This window comes from Bacillus sp. C1 (genome assembly GCF_054570475.1).
Genome location: NZ_JBTMZT010000001.1, coordinates 1,123,003 through 1,147,203, shown reverse-complemented (window position 1 = coordinate 1,147,203; position 24,201 = coordinate 1,123,003). Strand labels below are relative to the sequence as shown.

Below are 24,201 nucleotides of genomic sequence, written 5' to 3'. Positions count from 1 at the left end.
TGCTTAATTTATGATGCAATGCAACAAAAAGAAACTACCATCAGCGGAGAATTTTCTGTATCGTTAACCTATTTTCCACTTTATCCTATCCATCAATATATATATTATTTCATCTATTTTTAAATAATTATATCAATCTAATATGATGAAAATAATCATACGGAAATGGATACTAGTATGTGCAGTCATTTTATTGATGATTAATCCATGTATTATAAACAGTTAAACGTAACTTCTTCACATGATTTAAAAAAGCATATGACAGCCCCAACTTTTTTAAACCTTGCAATAATTTTTTAGGAACTTTACGATCTGAGGTAAACGCTCTCTTATGATCAATTACTTTTAACTGCCCTTCCTCATTTATTAATATGTGTCTAACTTCCGTATCCAATCTAGTGAATTTTACCTTTTCTAATTCTTCTAACATAACTAATATTTTATGCGTTAACTCTTCAGAAATTTGTTTCTCTATCTTTAAATAGCGTGCCAGTGACGTTCCACGTACATATTCCATAACAATATAATTTTCGCCATATCCATACACTTTCGGAATAACAGGGGAAGATTGTCCTTTTATTAGAGCTTTCAACTCTTTTTTTTGCGTTTCTTCACGAAAAAATATTTTCACACACTTATCTTCACATAATTGATATATTTCTCCATCCTTTCCATTACCAATAAGTTTGTTTCCAGTCATTTCTGTCCTATTTATTCTTTTTTGAGCGAAATATGGTTCCATTTCATTTCTCCTTAGCAAATAATCTTGATTTTCATTACTAGTATCATTTAACAACTTATGATTGATTTTTAAATATGTAACCAACACTAACCTAGTTTTTAGTGGATACTTTTTATAGTAAGGAGGTTGTTCAAGCTAATCATCCTTTATATGACATGTATAAAATAGAGATTTAGATGAGGTGTATTTATCACGCTATTTGCGGGCAGCCCAATTGGTGAGGTTTGATAATTAGTGGGGGATAAAGACGCCCCACTGATTAAAGGGCCCCTTTATGTAAGAGAGAAAATTTGAGGTTACTATAGAGAAAAGAACTATTTCTCATATATACAACTTATAAAAAAGCAAAAAAAAAGAGAAGGGCACGCCCTCCTCTTTTTGTTCAATTACTTCTTAACTACGTTAGTAGCTTGTGGTCCACGGTTACCTTGTTCTACTTCGAAAGTAACTTCTTGACCTTCTTCTAAAGTTTTGAAGCCTTCGCCTTGGATAGCTGAGAAATGAACGAATACGTCTTCTCCGCCTTCAACTTCGATGAATCCGAAACCTTTTTCTGAGTTAAACCATTTTACTTTACCGTTTTGCATGAAAAAATCCTCCTACAATGTACCTATGTACATATTCATTTTCGACCACTTTACAACAATAATTAAGACATTAAAAAGCTGCAACTACAAAGGAGATTTAACATTGCTATCCCCTTCTGAAGTTACAGCTCATTTAAATCTCTATATTATTAAAAGTAAAATGGTTTATAAACACTATACCACATCAATATAATAAAAGTAAAGCTGAATCCCTTATTTTTTTATATATTTTACACAATTCTTTGCTCCCAGTGCATCACTTTCGATTCTCCAGACCCTGCTACAACATAATTTTCCTTTTCATTCACAATGCGCCAGCCATGTCCTTTAATTGATCCACATGCCGTTATCGTTTCCTTCTCTAAAGACACTCGACAAATCGTTCCTATTCCAGCTTTATTTTTGGTTGAAGTTGTGTATAGCACTTGTTGATCAGCACTTAAGTCTAAATAGCTATTTTCTTTTTGTTCACTTTGACATATTTTCCAATTTAGCTTCTTATGGTTCATAATCTCGTCCATCACACAAAAAGAAATGTTTCCACTTTTACCTCTGCACGAACCACTTGCTACTACTAAATAAGAGTTGTGTAATGTCAACGCAGAAATCATTTGATTTGTTGCCCTTTTAATTCTTCTAAGCTTACGTCTTCGCAAGTCAAAAAGCCAAACACCACCATATTTAGCATGAATCTTTGTACCAATAAATAAGAAATGTTTAAATAAAAATAACGAACGAATAGATGGTGCATCAATGTCATAACAATGAAATGGACGAATGGTTTCCCATGTAGTGCCGAAGTTGTCTGAAACGTATATCGTTTTATCGCCATGTGCAATAACTTTTCCATCTGCATTACTGCATACATTCCAGCTTGTTGCCTTCGTTGGAAATCTTTGGACACTCCAGTTTTCCCCACCATCCATACTACGAACAAAAATCCCTTCGTCCCCCACACCGTAAATCATTTTACCGTTACTACATAAATCGCGAATTCGTTTTTGAAATTCTGGTAATACTTGTTTCCATTTTCTATTTTGCACCATAAATAGACCGTTATATGTAGTCGCTAATATAAGCTTCTTATCTTCTAATTTCGTTACGGCAGTTGCACTTAACATTGTTTCCACGATGCCACTCCTATTCTTACAACTTTTCGGCAAATGCGATTGCAAAGTTACTACATCTCTCGATATCTTCTTCCTCTTCTGGAGATAACTCAATTTTCAAACCTTCTTGTACAAGTTCCGCCCCGCATTCTACAAGACGCTCTTCAAAAATTGTCACCGCTTCACAAAACAGCTCATACGCCGTATCACCTGAACCAAATACAGCAACTTTTTTCCCAGTTAAATCTACACCTTCTAAATCATCATGGAAGTCTTCTGCTTCAAATGGTAATTCGCCATCGCCCCATGTATAAGACCCCAAAATGATACCATCATATTCTAATAATTCTTCTGCATCCATTCCTTCCATTTCCTTCAATTCCACTTCATGATTGAATGCATCTAAACTTGCTTTAATTAAATCAGCAATACTTTCTGTATTCCCTGACATACTTGCATACGCTAGTAAAATTTTCGCCATGTCGACATCCCCTTTTTCACAATTGATTCTCATTCTCATTATATTAATAATGAGAATGAGAATCAATTGTTTTTTCACTATCCCTATTTCTCAACAAAAAAAGCACGAATGACGATTCTTGTCATTCGTGCCTTCTCCATGATTATTTTGTAAAAATGCCAAATGGCTTTCCTACTGGTAATACAACTTTTCCGAAATGTATATTTAATACAGCAGCTGCTGAACCATAGAAAGATAATAATGAAATACATAGTTCTGAATACGCTGCTAAATTATGCATAGCATGTGGCATAACACCTAAAGTACTAAATGAAAGACCGATAAATAAGAAATCAATAAGTACAAAAATCATAAATAATACTTTATGTGTTTCCATTGCTCCAATCGTCATAAAAATCGTAAAGATTAAATATCCAATGAAGGCTACTCCAAGTTGTTTTGGATCCACAGCTTGCGCTAATTTTTCTCCGAATACACCTAGTTGAATTAACCATGATGTTCCAACGCCTAACCAAAATAAACCGTACGCACCAAACGCCGTTGTACCGAACGTATTATTATGCTTTGCATCGTGAACACAAGCAAAAAGTTGTGCAAATCCCCCTAAAAAGATTGCCCATGGTAATACAAATGAAACACCTTCAGTTAATCCTAGTTTTTGCGATGATGCTACAAGTGTTACCATTGCTAATCCAAATAGACCAATTCCAGATGGATCCGCTGTTGTCATTTTCACATGATGTGTAGTTTGATTACTCATAAAAAACCTCCTGATTTTGACACATACTTGAATACAATACTGAAATCAGAAGGCCGTGTCAATGGTTTTTATTGTATATCGTCAGACTTCACACCCTTATAATAATGATCTACCATTTCTGCTACTTTATATGGCTTGATATTTACATGTAATAGCTCTTTTACAAGAATCCATGTTGGAATGTATTGTCCTCTGTCACACTTTGCAAATTCCTCCGCTTTTCCTGAACCAAAGACACCACTCGTTATACGGGCTTGATAAAAATACTGAGTACCTTTACATTCATACTTCGTAACAAGCTTTTGAATTTTAACATGCACGCCTAATTCTTCATAAACTTCACGTATTGTTGCTTCTTCAGGTGTTTCATTTTCTTCAATTCCCCCACCCGGAAAAACAAAATACACTTCATGATTTCGAATACGTTTTATTAAAGCAATCTGTCCCTTCTGTATAATGAGCGCTGCACCCCGATTTCGGATCAAGATATGACCTCAACTCCGATCGCAATGGTCCCCCACTTCTGTTCTTGTTCCTTTGTGTATATTTCATATGTACTTGCTAACATTTCTTCTAAACTCCAATTTGCACAATCAAGCAACTCTTTATCAATCTCTTCATACATCTGTTGAAATGTTTTATAACACTTCAATTCTGTTACCTTTGTACAAATTGTTTCTTTTGTTATTAAATTTGTAAATTCAATTTCATCGTCTTTTTGTATCTTCTGACGTTTTTCATCATATAAGCGTACTTCAAATACCTTTTTTCCAGATTGAATAGATTGAAACGGTTCGTTATATAATCCCATTTTATATTGCATTTTCTATCACCCCGCATCATTATATCATGATTAAATCCACTCTACCGTGGTGAAAGATACATTACATCCTATACAAAACATTCATAAACTCTCCATTATATTTGTGATTATAATCACTCTGCTCTCCTTCCTTACCCATTATGCTAAAAACATAACAATGAACAGAGGAGTGACTCATATGGCTACACCTTTTACTAAAACATCTATTGTCGGTGAAGTAGTTACCATTTTTCCACAAGCAAGTGATTTGTTCAAAACATATCGTATTGATTTTTGTTGTGGCGGGGACAAAACAATCGAAGTAGCAACACAAACGAAAGAAATTTCTCCTGATGAACTTTTAACAATATTAAATGAACAATATACTTTATATACATCAAAACATAATGAGTCTACAAACTGGGGTGAAGTTAATCTTTCTATACTAATTGAGCATATTATCGAAAAACATCATCGTTATATTCAAGAAGAATTACCACAACTTAGCCCATATGTAACAAAAGTATTTCGTGTACATGGTCAAACAGAGCTGCATTTAAGTGCCGTTCACCGACTTTTTCACGAATTAAAATTAGAACTTGAACAACATATAATGAAAGAAGAAACTTTTGTATTCCCGCTCATCAAAAAATACGAACAAAATCCAACTCAAGAAAATTTAGCTTTGGCAATTGAAAGGCTTGAAGAATTAGAACAAGAGCATGATGGAGCTGGTGATCTTATAAAAGAATTACGAATCATTACAAATGATTTTACGCCCCCCGAATATGCGTGTCGCACATATCGTATGGTCTATAATCGCCTAGAAGATTTTGAATCTGATTTATTCCAACACGTACATCTTGAAAACAACATTTTATTCAAACGATTACTTTCTTTAACATAACAAGAGATCTCCTCACATGAGGAGATCTCTTTTCTTTATTAAAAATGCTCTATACGATAACATAAAGATTAAACATCGTATCAACATTTATAAAGGGAGGAATTGAAAGAAATGCGCTATGTTATTGTAACAGGTACTTCACAAGGATTAGGCGAAGCAATCGCCACACAATTATTAGAAGCGAATACACGACTCATTTGTATTTCTAGAAGACAGAATGAAACGCTCGTTGAAAAAGCAAAACAAAAGGATATTCCTTTAACCTTTCACTCCATCGATCTTCAAGATGTACATAATCTAGAAACTCATTTCGAAGCAATTTTTTCATCCATTGAAGAAGAAAACGTGTCTTCTATCCATTTAATTAATAATGCTGGTACACTTACACCCATGAAACCGGTTGAAAAATCAGAAAGTGACCTCTTAATTACAAACGTACAAATTAATTTAATGGCACCAATGATTCTTACTTCTTCGTTTATGAAACATACGAAAGATTGGAAAGTCGACAAACGTGTTATAAACATCTCTTCAGGTGCTGGTCAAAAACCATACTTTGGATGGGGCGCATATTGTACAACAAAAGCTGGTTTGAACATGTTTACAGCGTGCATCGCTACAGAAGAAGCTGACAAAGAATATCCTGTTAAAACGATTGCGTTTGCACCAGGCGTCGTTGACACAGACATGCAGCAACAGATTCGTGAAACAGACAAAGAAGATTTTACTAACTTAGATCGATTTATTACTTTAAAGGAAGAAGGAAAACTACTTTCTCCTGAATACGTTGCGAAAGCTGTTGTTAACCTTCTAGAAACTGAAGATTTCCAGCAAGGCGGCATTATCCGTATTGATGAAAAATAGTTTCATAGCAAAAGGCTCGCTTGTATGCGAGCCTTTTATATTATCGGTTCTAAAAATATTAATACAGATTCCATTATCAGTTCATATCCTATCTCTTGATAAATTTTATTCGACGTCGGATTTGCTAAGTCTGTATATAAAGTAGTTGTGTTATAACCTCTGTCTAACATATGCTGACTGAGAGCAGCTACACAATTAGAAGCATACCCCTTTTTGCGTTCGGTTTGCGGTGTATATACAAAATTAACGGTAATATTACTTTTAGTCGGCCTTGTAATTGCAGCTACCGAAACTAATCTTCCCTCTACTTCCCATCCAAACAACCGATCTGTACTTACTAATGTATGGGCCATTTGGTTAGCATCTTCTACCGTAGTCGGTAAATGAACATCTTTACAAAATTGGTACACCCACTGTTCAATTAATGGTAGTTCACCGCTATTTATTTGACGGAAAACACCCTGTTCATCCGATTTCTTCTTTACTTCTTTTAATTTATATACCCCTTGATTCATATGAATAACAAACTTCTTTTGTTCTAGTTGTACAATCTCTTTAGCTAACTGTTCCACCACTCGCTTTTCACCAATTAATCCTCGTATATTTGGATACACTTTTATTAATTGTTTTGCTATTTCCTTTATAGCCGCCTTCGAAACTTCGGATTTCGCAACAATCATTTGCTTTTTCTCAGTTTGAAGAAGTATGAGAACAATGTTTTCATTTTGCTTTGCTACTGCCATAAATAACGGTTTTTCCGCAAACTGGAGCACACCTAACAATAAATTATTCTCTTGTTCATTCATTTCTAAAATAGGACTTACTTCTTGCTTAAAATGAGAAAAATCTTCATACACCTGTAACTGAATCATCGACAATCTCTTCCTTCTATTTATAAATAACAGATTGGCGACTAATTCACAAAATCCTTCTTTTACGATTCAATAATATTCAAGACCCGCATCATTACTTCTTTTTCAGCTTGTAAAATCCGTTCTTTTTCTCTCTCAAATGTAACTTCTTCTTTCTTAAAATTTTCTTTCCTCTTTTGAATCATGCGTATCATTTCCGTTTTACTCGGTCCTCCATATACAGTCCGTTTTTCAACAAAAGCTTCAGGGGATATAATGTCAACCCATTCTTTTTCTGAAAGAGTTACATAAAAATTTTCTTGCAGGTACATATTGATGTCTGCAAAATTTAATTCATGCAACTCTTTTTGCTGTTGCATAGACATTTTTGCAACATCACTTGCAGCATGGTGCGCGCGCCGGAAAGGAATATTATAATTTTTCGTTAATATGTCTGCAAAATCTGTTATTGTAATCGCGTGCTTAAACGAGCGATCCTTTAAAACTTCATCCTCCACCTTCATTGTTCGAATCACTGCATTCATCATGCAAAATACGCGAGTTGCTTTTTCAATCCCCTCATATAAATGTGGCTGTAAATCATCTTCCGTATCCACAATATCTCCAAACGGTGTATTATGAATCATTTGAAACACAGTGAAAGCTTCGCCAAATGCACTGCTAGCTAAAGCCCTGGCATGTTCAATTGAAACCGGATTCCGTTTTTGTGGCATTATACTGCTGATTTGTACATACGGATTCGCAATAGTAATACCACCATATTCCTTTGTTACAAGTTTTAAAAAATCATGAAGCCATCTACCGCTATTTGTCATTGCCACCATAATTGTCGCACTTGTCTCTAATAAATAATCAGCACTTGCAATCGCGTCATATGAATTTTCAATAATACTTGAAAACCCAAGCAACTCTGCAACTTGCTGCCTATTTATAGGAAAACTTGTAGTCGATAGAGCAGCTGCTCCTAAAGGAGATTGATTGATAAGATGATATAGTTTCCAACCCCGCTCTAAGTCCCGCTGCATTGTATCATATATCGCTAACATATAATGACCAAATGTCGTTGGTTGCGCAGGTTGTGTATGTGTATACGCAGGCATAATCGTTTCTATATGTTCATTCGCCACTTCTAACATACTATCTTGTAAAAGAAGAAAATGCTCGATATAGCGTAATAAATAGCGGCGCAAACTCATTCGATACATTGCGACCCCCATATCATTTCGACTCCTGCCGATATGCATATTACTTACAAAATGATCATCTGCTTCTTGCTCAATTAAATGTTCGATTAAAAAAAAGAGATCCTCATGTTTTTGCTCATACAATAATTGACTCTTCGGAATTTGTGCCACTTTCTCTAATGCTGTTAAAATTACTTTGGCATCCTTTTGTTTCATTAATTTTTGGTCAATCAACATGAGAATATGAGCACGATGAACCATAAACATTTCTTGCAATAAATAATCTCGCTGAAATTGAAACACATGCTGTAACACACAATTGGCATACGTTTCCCCAGGGAAATTAGCGCCTTCACTCTTTATAAATTCGTCTCGTTCCTGTTTCATCACTTTTTCCCCTTTCGCCTAGTTATTTACTAAACATCATACCCGGAGCTTTTGAAAAAGTGCTTGTATGAAGGAAAACTTTAATTGACTAAGCAAAAATAAACCCGATGCTTCGCGCATCGAGTTTATTTAATAAAAGTCGCATCGTATTTTTCACTTTGTAACACTTGAAAATGCAAATTCAACAAATGTTTCCGAAGCTCCGCACTATCCTCTTCGCCCACTTCGTTTGCTAAAAATACAATTTCTGTACAATTTCCCAATTTATCAGTAGCGTACACTGCTTTTGCTAATGTCCATGGCGTATATCCATTTTTTTGTCCGGCATGCCGGAAGGACTTACGATACTTCTTCGCCTTCATATCCGTTTCAACAAGATTTGCCCACTCTTCTTTTTCAGCTTTTGTAAAACCTTTTTTATGATTCGCTTTTTCAAGAAGCACCATATAATCATTCGCAGATGCAGCGGGCAACTTATCTGACCATATTTTTTCGTATTTCTCTTCTAAATATAGTGGAATATCTTTTTGTAATAATGGCCCTTTCTCTTTCAAGCGCTCATGTATTAACATTGCATAACGGCGGTATTCTTCTTGCGGCATTTTTTTAAGCTTTTCCTCTAATTTAGACTTCGGAATATGCAACTCCTTATGCAAATATCCTGGAATGTATAAAGAGGAAACGATAGGAAATAACGGTTGATGTGAAGGCAGTGATAAATTTTGTAAATTTTGATTAATATGTCCTAGTCCAAGTCGATCCATTAAATATTCTGTATTGGCATTTGAACTAAACTTTACCATACCTTTTGCAACTTCCTCTAAGGAAACCGCATTTCCATCCAGGTTTCCCTTTCGTATTAAATATTTTTGCCAACGATCCTGCGCACCACCATCTGTATTCGGAATGTAGTAACGATTTACATCATCAATTGAAACATAGCTATTTGGGTCAATTCTCCCATCTACAACTTGTTTCGTGAATTCAATTGCAACAATTAATTTCATCGTACTCGCAACTGGCAACACAACATTTGGATTGACGGAATACACAACTTTATCATTTCGTTTTATAAGTAAGGCGCTATTTTTTTCATCTTTATGTTCTTCAACAAATGAAGCAATAAATTGAGCATCATCATTATGAGAACTCCGAACTTTTTTCACTAAAAAGCTACCGAGTATAAGCACCATGAATACACCAATGATTCCCGCACATATTATAACTTTTCTCAAGTAAATTCCCTCTCCTAATTTATATCTCTTATCTATCATATATATAAATCCAATTTGATTTGCTAACAGATACATTATGGTTATGAAGAACAGACAGAAACCTTCACTCATTTTCTCCTTCTGTTTTCACATGGAATGGGGCTAAAAAAGGCACTGACCGCCTCTATCCGTGGCCGGATGCTCTCATCCATCTGAAAAGAATGGTTTGATGTTAGTTTTTTAACTTGGATTTATATAGAGTTATACACAAAATAATAGAGAGGATTATCTAAATAATCCTCTCTATTATTTTAACTTGTAATCTCCTATTATGTCTATGTCATAATCCGAACAAAGTTCTCAATAAATTTATTATAATTTAATTTCCAACCAATCCTCACCCAATTTTTAAGAGCTTTTGCATCAGGCTGTGGCCGGAAATCAGCAATGCTTTCTCCCTTTGCACTACCTTCTAAAGCTACATCTACTTTCCGGTATACATATTCAATAATAGAGGGATTTGCAGCTGCCATCATTGTAACAACATCATGAATCGGACTACCTGCTATTTTCGGATTTATTTTCTTATATGCCTTATAATAATATTGGAAAATAGGTTCCATTAATTTGTTAAATCCTGTTTGCGAATGTTTGGTTATATATTTCACAGATTCTGGTGTCACAATTGCATCATTCGTTACATTAAGTGGAATTAAAGTTACATTTTTTGCATACTGCATGACTAAATTTGCAGCGAGTGCATCACCATGAAAGTTAGCCTCTGCTACCGGCGTAACATTCCCTGGAACAAGAAATGCCCCTCCCATACAGTAGTACTCTTTTACATCTCTCATGATATCTTTCCCCAATATAAACGCGGTCGCTAAATTTGTTGATCGCCCTGCATCAACAATAATAATTTCTTTTTTATAACGCTCAATTATATCAAAGATTGTGCAAAACGATTTAATATTTGGTTGAATTGTCTTTGGAGGACGAATGGGCCCTAATCCCTCTGCTCCATGAATTTCAGGATAATATGTGATAAATTCACCCGACAACGGCATTTTTGCTCCATTTATAATAGGTATATCCTTTCTCCCTGCTAATTGCATTAAATACGCAGCATTGCTTGTTGCTTGCTCTTGTGTTACATTGCCATATCCAGTTACAATCCCAACGATTTCAATCTCAGGATGTAATAACCCATACATAATGGCTAAAGAATCATCAATGCCTGGATCCCCTAAAAAAAGCACCTTTTTCATGGTACTTCCTCCATCCCTTCACCTTTTATTATAGTTTAATCCGTACTGTGTGTCTTCATTCCCTCACTGATTATTAGCCTCACCTAACTTATTTGCTTTCGCTCAATTTTAAGATGGGCTCTTAAAATCGAAATACATGTCAACTATTTTTCATACCATGTACGCCACAAATCAAAATGCACACTGTTTTTTGAACAAATGATGAATTATTCAAAAAAACCACTCATTTGAATCGTTTGTTCAAATTTCATTCATTGTGATTCAATTCACAAATCTACATACTAAACTTGTAAATATATTTTATTATGTATAGGAGGAATTTATTATGTTTATTGATTTTTTACGTAATAGCAAAAAAGCATTGTTTATTCTCTTACCCCTTCGTTTATATTTAGGGTATGCTTGGTTATCTGCTGGATTAGGAAAGCTTTTCGGTCAATCATTTGACGCAGGCGTTTTTTTAAAAGGGGCAATTGCCAACGCAAGTGGCGATCATCCAACTGTGCAAGGATGGTGGGCTGATTTTCTACAACATTTCGCTCTTCCATATGCTGATTTATTTAGCTTTCTTGTGCAGTGGGGAGAAATTTTAGTTGGGCTTGGTCTTCTTTTAGGAGGGCTTACGAAAACCGCGGCATTTTTCGGAGTTGTTATGAACACTGCTTTTCTTTTAAGTGGAGCTATAAGTACAAATCCAAATATGATACTATTGTCTATACTGATTTTAGTTGCAGGGCATAACGCAGGACGTCTCGGTCTCGACGGATTTGTTTTTCAAAAACTCTTCCATACATATAAAAAGAATCATCCAACTCGTCCTACACATAAAATTGCATCATAATTAGTTTTTTAATCAGTAGAGCTCATATACATTCAATATGAGCTCTATTTTTGATTAAAAACCATAAAACATATCCAACTTGTACATGCTATCATCATGCTGTTTTATCCCGTTATTTGCGGACAGTAAGACCCTCACTGATTAAAGTTTCACTGTATTTGCCGTTAACATACTGCCTATTACATACGCAATGAAAGCAAAACAAATGGGAAACACGACTGTATGTAGACCAAATGGTGTTGGGAAGCACAGATGGAATATCATATAAGAACCAACACCAATAAGAATGGAAGCAAGTGCACCAGTTGCATTTCCTTTCTTCCAATATAAACCTAAAACGATTGGCCAAATAAACGCTGCTTCTAATCCACCAAAAGAAAATAAATTTAACCAAATTAAGAAATCTGGTGGTTTAATAGCTGCTGCATATACGAGTAAACCAACGATTCCGGTAATCCACAAACTTCCTTTTTTGATAACTGTATCAGTTGCTTTTTCGTTGATATAGTTTACATATATGTCTTTAATGATTGATGAACTTACAAGTAATAAAAGCGAATTTACTGTCGACATAATAGCCGCCATTGGGGCAGCTAAAAAGATTCCAGCAAGCCAAGGCGGTAATACTTCTAGTGCAAGAAGTGGCATAACCTTGTCTGGTACCGTTACACCCGGAAGCACCACGCGCGCAAACACACCTGTTAAATGCATGCCAATCATAATCGTACCGACAACAACTGTTCCGATAACTAACGCTTGATGCATTGCCTTTGAGTTTTTATAAGACATCGCGCGTACGCTAATTTGTGGTAACCCAACAACACCTACACCAATTAAAATCCAAAATGATGTTACATACGTTTTTGTTAAACTACCATCCGCTCCAAACGGTGTAATTAAATTCGGATTAATTTGAACAAGTTCTTGCATGATTTTTTCAATTCCACCACCAGCGATTACTGTTGCAATTAAAATAATTGTCGTACCTGCTAACATAATAAAGCCAAGTAATGTATCAGATAAGGCAACGGCACGGAACCCACCAATTAAAACGTATACAAGTACAGAAAATGTAAAAAGAAATAAAGACGTTGTATACGAAAGACCTGTTAACGATTCAATTAATCTTCCGCCTCCAACCCACTGAGCAACAGTTGCTGAAAATAAAAAGATAATAATACATAATGCGGAAAGAATGACGACGCCTTTATGATTATATCTTCCTTTTAAGTAATCAATGAGCGTAATTGCTTCCATCTTTCTTGCAATGATCGCAAACTTTTTTCCAAGTACCGTCAAGACAATGTAACCCGTTACAACCTGGATTGCTGACAATAATACCCATCCAAGCCCCATATTATACGCAATACCAGGACCTCCAATAAAACTACTTGCGCTACCGTAAGTAGCAATCATTGTCATAGCTAATAATAAGCCGCCAAGTTCACGTCCTCCAAGAAAGTATTCTTGTAAAAACTTATTATGAGCCGTTGCTTGTACACGCCTTGATGCATACACACCAATTAAAAACACAACGATAAAAGAAATTATCATTGGAATTATTACGTACCAATTCATTTATCATTCCTCACTTTTTTCTTCCTCATCGAGCGGAATATCTTGAAATACAAAACGCACAATGAACATAAGTAATATAACTACTACAATAAAACCGACGATACAGCTATAAAAAAACCATGCCGGAAAACCTAATACATATGTATATTCATTCGGATTCTTACTCCCAAGCCCATAGGCAAATCCATACCATATTATAAAATTAATAACAGCAAGTCCAAGACCAATTAACGCCTCTTTATGGGCAATTCGAAAGCGTGGATCATTATGATAGTCCTTCATTTCCTTCCTCCTCTCACGATGTATAATTGTACCATTGTTTTTCTAGTTTTTCCTACTAGAAAAGAAAAACTAGCAGGATTTTTTAAAAAGCTATAGAAGCTAGCTCACTATTACATATTTTTTACAATTGTAACATAATTGAAATTTGAATTTTCAATCTATATTATTTATGATTTAAATTAGAGATTGTTCACCTAGTTTTTTTACAACCCTGTTACAGGAATAAATGTGGTTTCGCACTGCGTTTATATTATATTTCCAAGGGGGTTATACAATGAGTCAACTAGCTGTAAATCTTCATGAAAAAGTAGAGAAGTTTCTTCAAGGAACAAAAAAACTATATGTGAATGGAACTTTCGTTGAAAGCGTTTCCGGTAAGACATTTAAAACTCCTAATCCCGCAACAGGTGAAACACTTGCAATCGTTTCTGAAGCTGGTCGCGAAGATATTCATAAAGCGGTAGTTGCTGCCAGAGTTGCATTTGATGAAGGACCTTGGTCACGTATGAGTGGGGCTGAACGCAGCCGTCTTATGTATAAACTCGCTGATTTAATGGAGGAACATAAAGAAGAACTGGCACAACTTGAAACGTTGGATAACGGGAAACCAATTCGTGAAACATTAGCAGCAGACATTCCTCTTGCAATTGAACATATGCGTTATTACGCTGGCTGGGCTACAAAGATCGTCGGCCAAACAATTCCAGTATCTGGTGAATATTTTAACTATACGCGCCATGAAGCAGTTGGTGTTGTTGGACAAATTATTCCGTGGAATTTCCCTCTCCTAATGGCAATGTGGAAAATGGGTGCCGCTCTTGCGACTGGTTGTACAATTGTGTTAAAACCAGCAGAACAAACACCTCTTTCCGCTCTATACTTAGCTGAATTATTTGAAGAAGCTGGATTCCCAAAAGGTGTCGTAAATATCGTACCAGGCTTCGGTGAAACAGCTGGACAAGCTCTTGTGAATCATCCTCTCGTCGACAAAATTGCATTTACAGGTTCAACTCCAGTCGGTAAACAAATTATGAGACAAGCATCTGAAACACTAAAACGTGTTACATTAGAACTTGGTGGTAAATCACCGAATATTATCCTACCAGATGCGGATTTATCTCGTGCAATTCCAGCAGCCCTTTCTGGGGTTATGTTTAACCAAGGGCAAGTATGCTGCGCTGGATCGCGTTTATTTATTCCAAAAAAAATGTATGATAACGTTATGGCTGATCTTGTTCTTTACTCGAAGAAATTAACACAAGGTGCAGGGATAAATCCAGAAACTACAATTGGTCCTCTTGTTTCCGAAGAGCAACAAAAACGTGTTATGGGTTACATTGAAAAAGGTATTGAAGAAGGTGCAGAAGTTCTGTGCGGGGGGAACCAACCATTTGAGCAAGGTTATTTCGTTGCCCCAACCGTATTCGCAGATGTAAATGACGAAATGACAATTGCTAAGGAAGAAATTTTCGGTCCTGTCATCTCCGCATTACCATTTAATGACATAGATGAAGTAATTGAGCGCGCAAATAAATCAAATTATGGCCTTGCTGCTGGTGTATGGACAGAAAATATAAAAAATGCACATTACATTGCAAGTAAAGTCCGTGCTGGTACAGTATGGGTAAACTGTTATAACGTATTTGATGCAGCTTCTCCATTTGGTGGCTTTAAACAATCTGGTCTTGGTCGTGAAATGGGATCTTATGCATTAAATAACTACACAGAAGTGAAGAGTGTTTGGGTGAATCTAAACTAGCTTAAAGAGCCTGACTCTGGAAGTCAGGCTCTTTTCTCATTAAACTTGTAATCCACCACTCACATTTAATACCTCGCCTGTAATATAAGAAGTATACTCTGAAGCTAAAAAAGCTGCTGCATTTGCAATATCTTGCGGCATTCCAATCCTTCCAACTGGAATTGCACCAATCATCTTCTCTTTCACTTTATTTGGTATTGTTTTTGTCATATTTGTATCCATAAACCCTGGACAAATCGCATTGCAAGTAATACCAAATCCCCCCACTTCTTTTGCTGCCGTTTTTGTTAATCCAATGACACCAGCTTTTGTTGCAGCATAATTCGCCTGCCCAATATTTCCTTCCCTACTAATGGAAGAAATATTGATGATACGTCCAAATTGCTGCTGCCTCATATAAAGAAGTGCCGGTTGCATACAATAAAATACACCTGTTAAATTCACTTGCATGACTTGCTCCCAAGCTGATTTCTCCATTTTATGTAACATCGCATCTCTTGTAATCCCAGCATTATTCACCAAAATATGTATACTGCCGAATGTTTGAACTGCATATTCAATTAATGACTTCGCCTCATTTTGATTACTCACATCACAACGATAGAAATTCACTTCATATCCTTGTTCCGAAAATTCAGTTATAGTTTCTTTCAATTTCTCCTCATTTACATCGCTAATTAGCACCTTTGCTCCAAGCTTTGCGAATGTACGAGCAATCTCCTTACCTATCCCTTGTGCAGCACCTGTTATAACCGCTGTTCTCCCATGTAAAAAGTCCATTATATTCCCCCATTTCTATCGCTTATACTATATATTTCGGCTTTTCCTTTTCTAAATCCTTTTTGTATAAAAAAGTCTATTTGTGTCAAACTAAAGTTGCAACATAAGCATAAACACAAGGAGATTGTGTCGAATGAACAAAAAGGATCTAAAGCAAAAAAAAGCCTCTGATGGCATTGATGTCGAGTTCTCTCGTGAACTTGCTGACCAAAATGACTTAGAAGCAAATGCTCGTGCAGATGCCGCCGATGCACGTCAAAAACGCCAGTCAACAAAAAAATAAGGTGCGATTTATTATCTTATTCTTTTCAACCAGGGACCTACTACCTACAAAAATAAACCGAGATGATTTCTCGGTTTATTTTCTATATTTTTTTATATAATGTGCAAAGGTAAGCAGTGGAAATATATAACGATAGCTATGATAATGAATGTAAAATTCACCTGATAGCGCTATGCCTGTAGGATAATCTTGATTCTGCATGAACTGTGTAAGTAAATAAGAAATCCCTTTTCGGATAGCTGGTGTTTCTGTATCATAATAAGCAATTAACGCATCGAGCGCCCAGGCTGTTTGTGATGGTGTACTAAAAGGTAACGAAATAAATCGCTTTTCTATACTACTTTTGCAAGATTCCCCCCAGCCTCCATCGCTATGTTGAAGATTCTCTAACCATGTAACTGCTTTTTGCAAAGCAGGGTGGTTAGACGGAACTCCTACAGCACGTAAACCTGTCAGAGCTGCCCAAGTACCATATATGTAGCATACTCCCCACTTTCCATACCACGATCCATTTCTTTCTTGTGTATTGATGAGCCACCTAATCGCTCGATTTCTTTGATCACCTTGCAACTCATGTGGAGCGTACGTTCCAAAAAATTCCAAAACTCTACCCGTAATGTCTGCCGTAGACGGATCAGTAGTCATATCCGCTGAATTATCAAGAGGTAAATAGGTTAAAATTTTGCTTGTTACACCTCTTTCAAAAGCTGCCCAGCCCCCATCTATATTTTGCAGTCCCTTCACCCATTCAATCCCTTTTCTCCAAGCTCCCTCTACTTTTTGATTTCCTTCTCTACTTCGCGCTAACGCTCTTAGGACAGCTGTTGTGTCATCAATATCTGGAATTGTCGTATTCACATCTGAAAACCCCCAGCCTCCAGCGTCAAGTAATGGGGCATGCACACTCCAATCTTTTTTCTCTTTATGTTGTTTTTGTAGTAAATAATCTGTCGCTGTTTGAACCATTTGGTTATTATGTGTTACACCTGCTTCTTGCAACGAGTAGCTTACTAATGCTGTATCCCACACTGTAGATGGAGAATTTTGAAGGTGCGCCCCTTTACCCATGTTCCATATATAAGATTTCATTCCTAATACTGCATTTGAAATAAGCGAGGACTGAATCGGGTAACCAAGTGCAAGCAGTGCATAAATCATGTAAAAGGTCGCACTCGCATAACTGTATAATGTTCCGTTTTCATCAATCCGTTCCACCATAAAACGCTCTGCCTCTTTATCCCCTTTATGATGTAAAGATAATGGGTACGATAAAAACTTTTTCACATCATTTAGGAATGGTTGAAAAAGTGGTGAACGCTCTTCACGGAACCACTGCGGCTTACTCCCTCCTGAAATATGATCTAAATTAGGAAGGATTTTTTTTGACACGGTAAAACGCTTATTCATACAAATCATCATCGGAATTAAGTGAATACGTGCAGAACTACTTAGCTCAAATATGCTGAGCGGGGAATCTTCTGGTAAAAATAAAATTGGAGTCGGAAAATGAAACAATGAGGGGTATTCATATTCTCCGTGAAGTGCTAATAGAAATTTTGTCATAAAGTGAGCGCTTGTAATCCCACCCCGTTGCCGAATAAATGCTTCTGCACGTTTCATATTTATATCTTCTTTCGTATACTTTCCAGAGGCAAGTAAAGCCGCATATGCCTGAATAGTAGCCGATATATTACCAACAAGTTCATCTTCGTACAATTTCCAAGTCCCTTCATTCGTTTGAAGAGATACAAGTCTTGTAACAAACGGCTCTACTTCTTTCTCTTGCCCTAATAACCGTAGTAAAAAAATCATGTGACAATCTGTTAAGGAAGCATTTTCAAAACAAAACCGCCATGTTCCGTCATACCGTTGCATCTTCCGGAGTGCAGTAACTCTCCGTTTTACTTCTTCATGTACATTTTCATATACGGTCACCCTTTTCACCCACCCTTTCTAAATCCGTATACGATATTCCACTTTTCCAAAAATTATGTATGAAACAAATAAAAGCAGAACATGTATAAAAACAAGTTCTGCTTATAAACAATATCCAATTCCAACTATAATTCCTAAAATCGCTCCAACAACAACTTGATACGGTGTGTGTCCAACAAGTTCATTTAATTTTTTATATTCAGTTTGTCTACCATGAAAAAAATCATTTAAAATCTTCGCTTGTTTACTTACTGCAAGCCTTACCCCTGAAGCATCATACATGACAATAATAGCAAAAATGACGGCTACTGCGAACACTGCACTCGTTATCCCTTCTACCATTCCAACACCTGTCGCTAATGCCGTAACAGTTGAAGAGTGAGAACTTGGCATTCCTCCAGAAGCAAAAAACTGGGCAAAATCAAATTCTCTCTCCTTTACTAATTTAAAAATAACTTTTGTTAATTGTGCTAAAAACCAAGCAATTATAGCCGCCATAAGCGGATCATTATGTAAAATTGTTTCCATATTTCCAGCTCCCTACTTACGGTAATGGAAAATCCATACTATAAGTATAAATAAAAATGCGTAGAAAATACTACGCATTATGATACTTTTGCTGATTTATTTTTAAAAAATTTCGGCTCTTTCTGAAGTAAAAACTTTGTTTTTGCCATTGAAAATATAAATAATGCAACCCAAATAAAGAAAAATGCTGTCGTATGAGCTGACGTAAAATGCTCATGAAAAATAAAGACACCTAAAATTAGATTGATGGTCGGTGCGATATACTGTAAAAACCCAATCATATAGAGCGGAATAAGCTGTGCTCCTTTCGCGAAATAAAAAAGTGGCAATGCCGTAATAATTCCAGCCCCCATTAGTAGTAACGTTGAAGAAATCGAACCAAATGAACCAAAACCATGCTCACCAATCATAGTTAAATAAATAGCTGCAAAGGGTGTCACAATCATTGTTTCCATCGTAAGACCAATCATTGCATCATAATTCAGCAATTTCTTTGTTAACCCATACAATCCAAATGTAAATGCAAGTGAAAGAGCAATCCATGGAATCGAACCATATCGAAATGCTAAAATAATAACACCTACTCCAGCTAAACCAACTGCAACATACTGCCAAAAATTAAGTTTTTCTTTCAAAACAACTGTACCAAGTAAAATACTTACAAGAGGATTAATGTAATAACCAAGACTCGCTTCAATGATATGATTTTGATTCACAGCCCATATGTACACAAACCAATTCCCACTAATTAAAATAGAAGCAATTGTTAATGAAATTAATAATTTAGGTCGTTTAAAAAGACTCACAAGTTCTCTAAGAAATTGGCCTAAACGCTTTGATATTACTAAAACGAGTAACATAAAAACAAATGCCCAAACAATGCGATGTGCTAATATTTCTTCTGCGGGAACTTCCTCCACCCATTTCCAATAAATAGGAAGAACTCCCCACATCATATAAGCACCAGCTGCATATAAAATCCCTTTCTTCTGCAGTGCTTTTTGACTCTCCATCTTCCCTTTTCTCCTCTTCTCTTTTTCTCTTCATTATACGTTGTCAGAAAGCTTCTTTACTAATATTACCTCTTATAACTTTTTCGACATTTCTTTTATTTCTTTATATCATCCAGAGAATACATAGTGTCATTACAACAAGCACTGGTATACCAAAAACAAATTTACTTTTATGTGTTTTATGATGGAATACATACATACCAACCCACGCACCAACTGCACCTCCTGCTGCTGCCGCTAAAAACAAAGTACTTTCTGGCGTTCGCCATTTCTTCTTTTTTGCTTTTTGTTTATCCAGTCCCATAAGACTAAACGCTATCACATTTATAATAATAAAATAAATCCATTTCATTTCTTTCTCTCCCTAAAAAAATTCCCTTTATTGTAACATGAAAAGACCATGCAAGCTAACCTGCACGGTCTTTTCATCCTTCTGTTTCTTGTTCTTCTTGTTCTACAGCTTCATCCACAAATTGTTGCTCTTTTATCTCCATTGAAATCATTGCATGGTAAATCTCTGGATATAATCCAAATATTTGATATACACTCCCTAAAAACGGCACCTGAACCCCTCTTTTCAAAATCATATGTCTATCCATCAGGGTTCCCTATTTTCATCCTACACATTCGTTTTTGTGTCTTTCCCCTCATCCTGAACATGTAATACATGTTGCCATTTTTTATAAGGTGCACTATTGGGATCGACATATCCTTTCGCATGTGAACGGTCCCAAAGTTGGTTTACAAACAGTTCTGCTTCTTTCTTTGCAACCATTTCTGCGCCCGTACCATAATAATTTTGAAAATATAGCCCAATCTCATCCAGCAACAGACGCAACAATTCATCTGCTGTTTCTTCTAACGTCGGATCATACTTCGCCTCTCGGTCATACATTAAAATGATATCTAAAATATTATGAACGTGCTCTTTACGAAGCCACCTTACATCTTGAGCACCTAATACAAATGCTTGTGTATACAAATGTCCCCCTTGAATCATCGCTTTTTCCTGCTCTTCTTCAAAACGAGACAAAATATTTTCATAAATAAACGGATTATGAAGTAACGCACGATGTAATTTATAACTTTCACTTGAAATATTTTTCCCCATGGACTGAATTAAAAAACTTCGCCCGACGCCATTATATTGATAAACAAATTGACCATCGACGGCAACAAGGCTAATCCACCGGTACATATATGCATAAAGAAGAGCACGATTACATTTATCATAATCTAACTTCGTTTGCGTTGCATTTAAGTCTGGCATAAAAGCTGGCAAGTGCCAATATTTATCTAAATGCGGTGTTAAGTTCGATTTTTTGATATTTAATTTATTTACACGGCGATAATAAGACTGAAAATAATCTCCTCTGTCATTCATAAAACCATTTGCAATATGTCCAGAAGAAAGTTTCGGAAAATCTTGTAACGATAACCCATAGTGAGCCCTGTAACAAATGACTTCAAATGGTGAAAATGCTTCGTTCACTGTCTCCTTTTCTTGAAACATTTCTTGCAGTAGCTCTTCTTGTAATTCTCGTTTTAATGACGGGTGTACGCCCCAATATTGCAATTCTCGATGATGAGATACTTTCGGAATAAACGGACTTGCTAGATGAAAAAGATCTTCAATTTTTTCTCTCACATATTCAGTACGATCACGTTTTTTAAAGTCAGCTTCTTTACGCAACGCTTCAATAATGTTAAGTTCTAGTTTGTCACGATATCGAACTTGGAGTTCTGAATAGCAATACGTTAAAATATGCTCCCGATAAAAATCTTCGACCTTTTTTGATTGACTTTCTTCTGCTTGTGCATCACGGCAATATTCCGCATACAAACTCATATAAATCTCTGCTGATATATCCTTTGGAAGGACACCCAAATTTAAATGTTGCTGCATATCTTGCCATATTTTCTCTTGTAACTTTTCATCTGCTAACACATATACATTTGTCGGATTTGTTTTCCCTTCAAATTCTTTACTGCGCTTCTGAACCTCAAGCAGCAAATTTTCACGTGTCTCTTGTAAATTATCAAAAAACCTTTCCCAATGTTGAATCATTTTATTTACCGCCTGATATAAAGACTGATAAACAAGTTCAAGCAACATCTCTTTACGATATTCATTGAGCTTATGCACGTACTGCGTGACGATATCTTCAAATTCTTTTCGGAACATACGCTGCTGATTGTAGAACATCTTTCCAAACCAACCTTGTTGTTGCGCCAGTTCAACACGGCGTACTGCCGTAACTGTCCCATCGATATTACTCACATTAAATTTCTTATCATAATTTTGAATTAAATTACGCTTCTGTTCATTATTCTCATGCAACCGATTCATTTTCTCGATTAATTGCTTTCGAATCTCATATAACATGAAACGAGCAGCTACAGGATGAACAGCTTCTGTTTTCTTTAGGAACCATGTATTGAGTTGATAGGATTGCCCCTCTGATCCACTAGGCGTATAGCGGTCTGATTCTATCATGTCATATAAAAGCGTCGTCACGTGTTCATGTACACGACTTGGAATCGCATATGCATATAACCGAACTGCATGATCAACTCTCGCCACTTCTCCCTTCAGCTGTTCTGTAATTTTCAATTTTGCCGCGGATATTTTGCATTCATGCTGCAATCTATTTAACTCTGCATCTTTTTGTACCGTACGCTGTACATAACTTTCAACTGCTTCTAAAAACAATTTGGATTTTGCAACACCAACCTTACCACCTTCCGCACCTTCACGCGTTTCATTATACATTTGTCTATAGAAAATATGTGCTTGTTCTGGACGAGTAGCAAGATGCTCTAAATCTTCTAAATAACTCTTGCCACGCTCCGGTTTCTCACGCTGCATACCACGACGGACATCTTGTTCATACCGCTGTTTTTTCTCTTGAAACAATTGATCTAAATGTAACCATGATTCATCTAACCCTTGCACAGCCCATTTTAAAGCACAATACTTCAACACATGTTCATATGGATAAATGAGCTTTGCGGTTCCAGCACCACAATAACGCGCTTTTCCATTCGATTCTGCTAACTGCTGAATTTGATTATCTTCTTGTGCAAAATGACTGGTGGACATTGGACTAAACAGCTGCAAATAAATCGTATTTGTCATTTGCTCCATGTAATCTGTTAAATTGTGCAAATGATGACCGTGTAAATTTTCATAGTCATATAAAAAACAATAATTGTACGGCAGGTGGTGCTCTTTAATTGTATGATTTGTTCTTCCATCTTCATCTACTTGATCCGGACGATATTCTAGTTCAATTGTGACACCGCCCCTTTTTGATAACTCACCTGTTGAGCCAAGCGTAATCGCATGCAATTCTTTTAATGACGCATAACCGTTTGCTTGCACCGTTTCAAACTCTTTTGCACTGACCGTACGCGTCTTAACAAGTGCGTCTGGCATTAAAAATGCACCTCGTATTAAAATGTTCTGATGTTGTAATTTTTTCCGAAGCATTTCACGTAAATACAATGCAATTTGTAAGAACATCCCTGAACCGGTACCACCAGCTAAAGATGTAACGATAATAACGCGCACACCATACTCTGTTTGATCACTTGTAACTGGAAAAATTTTTTCGATTTCTTGCCAAAAAGAAGTCAATTTATCTTCTTTCATCGCCGCCCGAAGAGCTAATCGTGAAATCACACGAAGTTGGCCTGCCCCTTCTGTTAACGGCTTATCCAAAATCGTAGGGTCCATTGGAAACCATTCTGGAATCGTTGGATCTCCCGCAATATATTCTCGAGGCGTTTTACTAGAACTCGTTTGCGTCTTGAATTTACGAATATGGTCAAATCTACTTAATGTATTCACATCTGTATCAAATACATGCATCGCTACCTTTTTCCGTCTCTCCTCTGATAACTTTTCATATATTTGATGGGTGACCGTACTACCGATTCCACCTAGACCAATTAAAATTGTTGGAACTTGCAATGTCACGTGAACCACCTTCCTATTCGTACGTATTCAAAAAGAAGGATCA

Annotated in this window: 25 protein-coding genes; 5 read left to right on the top strand and 20 right to left on the bottom strand. The window is 36.2% G+C overall.

Going from position 1 to position 24,201, the window contains the following annotated elements:
* Positions 1-190: 190 nt before the first annotated feature.
* The 7 genes from ACX5JI_RS06110 to ACX5JI_RS06080 form a co-directional block, all read right to left on the bottom strand.
* On the bottom strand, positions 191-742 hold the full coding sequence (locus tag ACX5JI_RS06110) for an AarF/UbiB family protein (protein ID WP_459500171.1): 552 nt from the start codon (positions 740-742) through the stop codon (positions 191-193).
* A 386-nt stretch (positions 743-1,128) separates the two neighbouring features.
* Entirely contained in the window at positions 1,129-1,329 is a 201-nt protein-coding gene (cspB, locus tag ACX5JI_RS06105) for a cold shock-like protein CspB (RefSeq protein ID WP_003198964.1), read from the bottom strand.
* 230 nt (positions 1,330-1,559) lie between these two features.
* Positions 1,560-2,459, bottom strand: a complete 900-nt coding sequence (locus tag ACX5JI_RS06100; RefSeq protein WP_459500170.1) for a WD40/YVTN/BNR-like repeat-containing protein — start codon at positions 2,457-2,459, stop codon at positions 1,560-1,562.
* A gap of 16 nt (positions 2,460-2,475) precedes the next feature.
* A complete protein-coding gene (locus tag ACX5JI_RS06095) occupies positions 2,476-2,919 on the bottom strand; it encodes a flavodoxin (RefSeq protein ID WP_459500169.1) in 444 nt (147 codons plus the stop codon).
* 142 nt (positions 2,920-3,061) lie between these two features.
* Entirely contained in the window at positions 3,062-3,679 is a 618-nt protein-coding gene (locus ACX5JI_RS06090) for an acetate uptake transporter (protein WP_459500168.1), read from the bottom strand.
* Between the two features lie 68 nt (positions 3,680-3,747).
* The gene (locus tag ACX5JI_RS06085) at positions 3,748-4,164 is read right to left on the bottom strand and encodes an NUDIX hydrolase (RefSeq protein ID WP_459500167.1); all 417 of its coding nucleotides are present in this window, start codon (positions 4,162-4,164) and stop codon (positions 3,748-3,750) included.
* Complete coding sequence (locus ACX5JI_RS06080) at positions 4,161-4,502, bottom strand: ASCH domain-containing protein (RefSeq protein ID WP_459500166.1); 342 nt, start codon at positions 4,500-4,502, stop codon at positions 4,161-4,163. The genes ACX5JI_RS06085 and ACX5JI_RS06080 overlap by 4 nt, the downstream gene beginning before the upstream one ends.
* Positions 4,503-4,680: 178 nt before the next feature.
* On the opposite strand from ACX5JI_RS06080, the gene ric reads away from it, so the two are divergent.
* Both ric and ACX5JI_RS06070 read left to right on the top strand, forming a co-directional pair.
* Positions 4,681-5,388, top strand: a complete 708-nt coding sequence (ric, locus tag ACX5JI_RS06075; RefSeq protein ID WP_459500164.1) for an iron-sulfur cluster repair di-iron protein — start codon at positions 4,681-4,683, stop codon at positions 5,386-5,388.
* Positions 5,389-5,499: 111 nt separating this feature from the next.
* Positions 5,500-6,252 (top strand): (S)-benzoin forming benzil reductase, encoded by a 753-nt coding sequence (locus ACX5JI_RS06070; protein WP_459500163.1) that lies wholly within the window; start codon positions 5,500-5,502, stop codon positions 6,250-6,252.
* Positions 6,253-6,287: 35 nt separating this feature from the next.
* Here ACX5JI_RS06070 and ACX5JI_RS06065 read toward each other — a convergent pair whose 3' ends face one another.
* The 4 genes from ACX5JI_RS06065 to ACX5JI_RS06050 all read right to left on the bottom strand — a co-directional run bounded on the left by ACX5JI_RS06065 (position 6,288) and on the right by ACX5JI_RS06050 (position 11,177).
* A complete protein-coding gene (locus tag ACX5JI_RS06065) occupies positions 6,288-7,124 on the bottom strand; it encodes a GNAT family N-acetyltransferase (protein ID WP_459500162.1) in 837 nt (278 codons plus the stop codon).
* Positions 7,125-7,186: 62 nt separating this feature from the next.
* Entirely contained in the window at positions 7,187-8,695 is a 1,509-nt protein-coding gene (gene argH, locus ACX5JI_RS06060; protein WP_459500161.1) for an argininosuccinate lyase, read from the bottom strand.
* Positions 8,696-8,820: 125 nt separating this feature from the next.
* Positions 8,821-9,930: a serine hydrolase gene (locus tag ACX5JI_RS06055; RefSeq protein WP_459500160.1), complete on the bottom strand. Its 1,110-nt coding sequence runs from the start codon at positions 9,928-9,930 to the stop codon at positions 8,821-8,823.
* A 314-nt stretch (positions 9,931-10,244) separates the two neighbouring features.
* Complete coding sequence (locus ACX5JI_RS06050; protein WP_459500159.1) at positions 10,245-11,177, bottom strand: nucleoside hydrolase; 933 nt, start codon at positions 11,175-11,177, stop codon at positions 10,245-10,247.
* Positions 11,178-11,502: 325 nt separating this feature from the next.
* Here ACX5JI_RS06050 and ACX5JI_RS06045 point away from each other — a divergent pair, with 325 nt between their 5' ends.
* The gene (locus ACX5JI_RS06045) at positions 11,503-12,018 is read left to right on the top strand and encodes a DoxX family membrane protein (protein WP_459500158.1); all 516 of its coding nucleotides are present in this window, start codon (positions 11,503-11,505) and stop codon (positions 12,016-12,018) included.
* A 141-nt stretch (positions 12,019-12,159) separates the two neighbouring features.
* Here ACX5JI_RS06045 and panF read toward each other — a convergent pair whose 3' ends face one another.
* Both panF and ACX5JI_RS06035 read right to left on the bottom strand, forming a co-directional pair.
* Positions 12,160-13,596, bottom strand: a complete 1,437-nt coding sequence (gene panF / locus ACX5JI_RS06040) for a sodium/pantothenate symporter (protein WP_459500157.1) — start codon at positions 13,594-13,596, stop codon at positions 12,160-12,162.
* A gap of 3 nt (positions 13,597-13,599) precedes the next feature.
* Positions 13,600-13,878, bottom strand: coding sequence for a YhdT family protein (locus ACX5JI_RS06035; RefSeq protein ID WP_459500156.1), 279 nt, complete (start codon positions 13,876-13,878; stop codon positions 13,600-13,602).
* Between the two features lie 274 nt (positions 13,879-14,152).
* Here ACX5JI_RS06035 and ACX5JI_RS06030 point away from each other — a divergent pair, with 274 nt between their 5' ends.
* Positions 14,153-15,637 carry an aldehyde dehydrogenase family protein gene (locus ACX5JI_RS06030; RefSeq protein WP_459500155.1) on the top strand — a complete coding sequence of 495 codons (1,485 nt, stop codon included), beginning with the start codon at positions 14,153-14,155 and terminating at the stop codon, positions 15,635-15,637.
* Between the two features lie 39 nt (positions 15,638-15,676).
* On the opposite strand, the gene fabG is transcribed toward ACX5JI_RS06030, so the two are convergent.
* Positions 15,677-16,417: a 3-oxoacyl-ACP reductase FabG gene (gene fabG / locus ACX5JI_RS06025; RefSeq protein WP_459500154.1), complete on the bottom strand. Its 741-nt coding sequence runs from the start codon at positions 16,415-16,417 to the stop codon at positions 15,677-15,679.
* A 133-nt stretch (positions 16,418-16,550) separates the two neighbouring features.
* On the opposite strand from fabG, the gene ACX5JI_RS06020 reads away from it, so the two are divergent.
* Positions 16,551-16,700, top strand: coding sequence for a YfhD family protein (locus ACX5JI_RS06020; RefSeq protein ID WP_459500153.1), 150 nt, complete (start codon positions 16,551-16,553; stop codon positions 16,698-16,700).
* Positions 16,701-16,775: 75 nt separating this feature from the next.
* Here the strand turns inward: ACX5JI_RS06020 and ACX5JI_RS06015 are convergent, their stop codons facing one another.
* The 6 genes from ACX5JI_RS06015 to ACX5JI_RS05990 all read right to left on the bottom strand — a co-directional run bounded on the left by ACX5JI_RS06015 (position 16,776) and on the right by ACX5JI_RS05990 (position 24,158).
* The gene (locus ACX5JI_RS06015) at positions 16,776-18,575 is read right to left on the bottom strand and encodes a terpene cyclase/mutase family protein (protein ID WP_505307670.1); all 1,800 of its coding nucleotides are present in this window, start codon (positions 18,573-18,575) and stop codon (positions 16,776-16,778) included.
* A gap of 162 nt (positions 18,576-18,737) precedes the next feature.
* Positions 18,738-19,163, bottom strand: a complete 426-nt coding sequence (locus ACX5JI_RS06010; protein WP_459500151.1) for a divergent PAP2 family protein — start codon at positions 19,161-19,163, stop codon at positions 18,738-18,740.
* Between the two features lie 77 nt (positions 19,164-19,240).
* Positions 19,241-20,176, bottom strand: a complete 936-nt coding sequence (gene rarD, locus ACX5JI_RS06005) for an EamA family transporter RarD (protein ID WP_459500150.1) — start codon at positions 20,174-20,176, stop codon at positions 19,241-19,243.
* Between the two features lie 103 nt (positions 20,177-20,279).
* On the bottom strand, positions 20,280-20,528 hold the full coding sequence (locus ACX5JI_RS06000) for a DUF1294 domain-containing protein (RefSeq protein ID WP_459500149.1): 249 nt from the start codon (positions 20,526-20,528) through the stop codon (positions 20,280-20,282).
* A gap of 73 nt (positions 20,529-20,601) precedes the next feature.
* Complete coding sequence (locus tag ACX5JI_RS05995; RefSeq protein WP_459500148.1) at positions 20,602-20,739, bottom strand: phosphonate ABC transporter permease; 138 nt, start codon at positions 20,737-20,739, stop codon at positions 20,602-20,604.
* 56 nt (positions 20,740-20,795) lie between these two features.
* Positions 20,796-24,158 carry a tubulin-like doman-containing protein gene (locus ACX5JI_RS05990; protein WP_459500147.1) on the bottom strand — a complete coding sequence of 1,121 codons (3,363 nt, stop codon included), beginning with the start codon at positions 24,156-24,158 and terminating at the stop codon, positions 20,796-20,798.
* Positions 24,159-24,201: the final 43 nt, after the last annotated feature.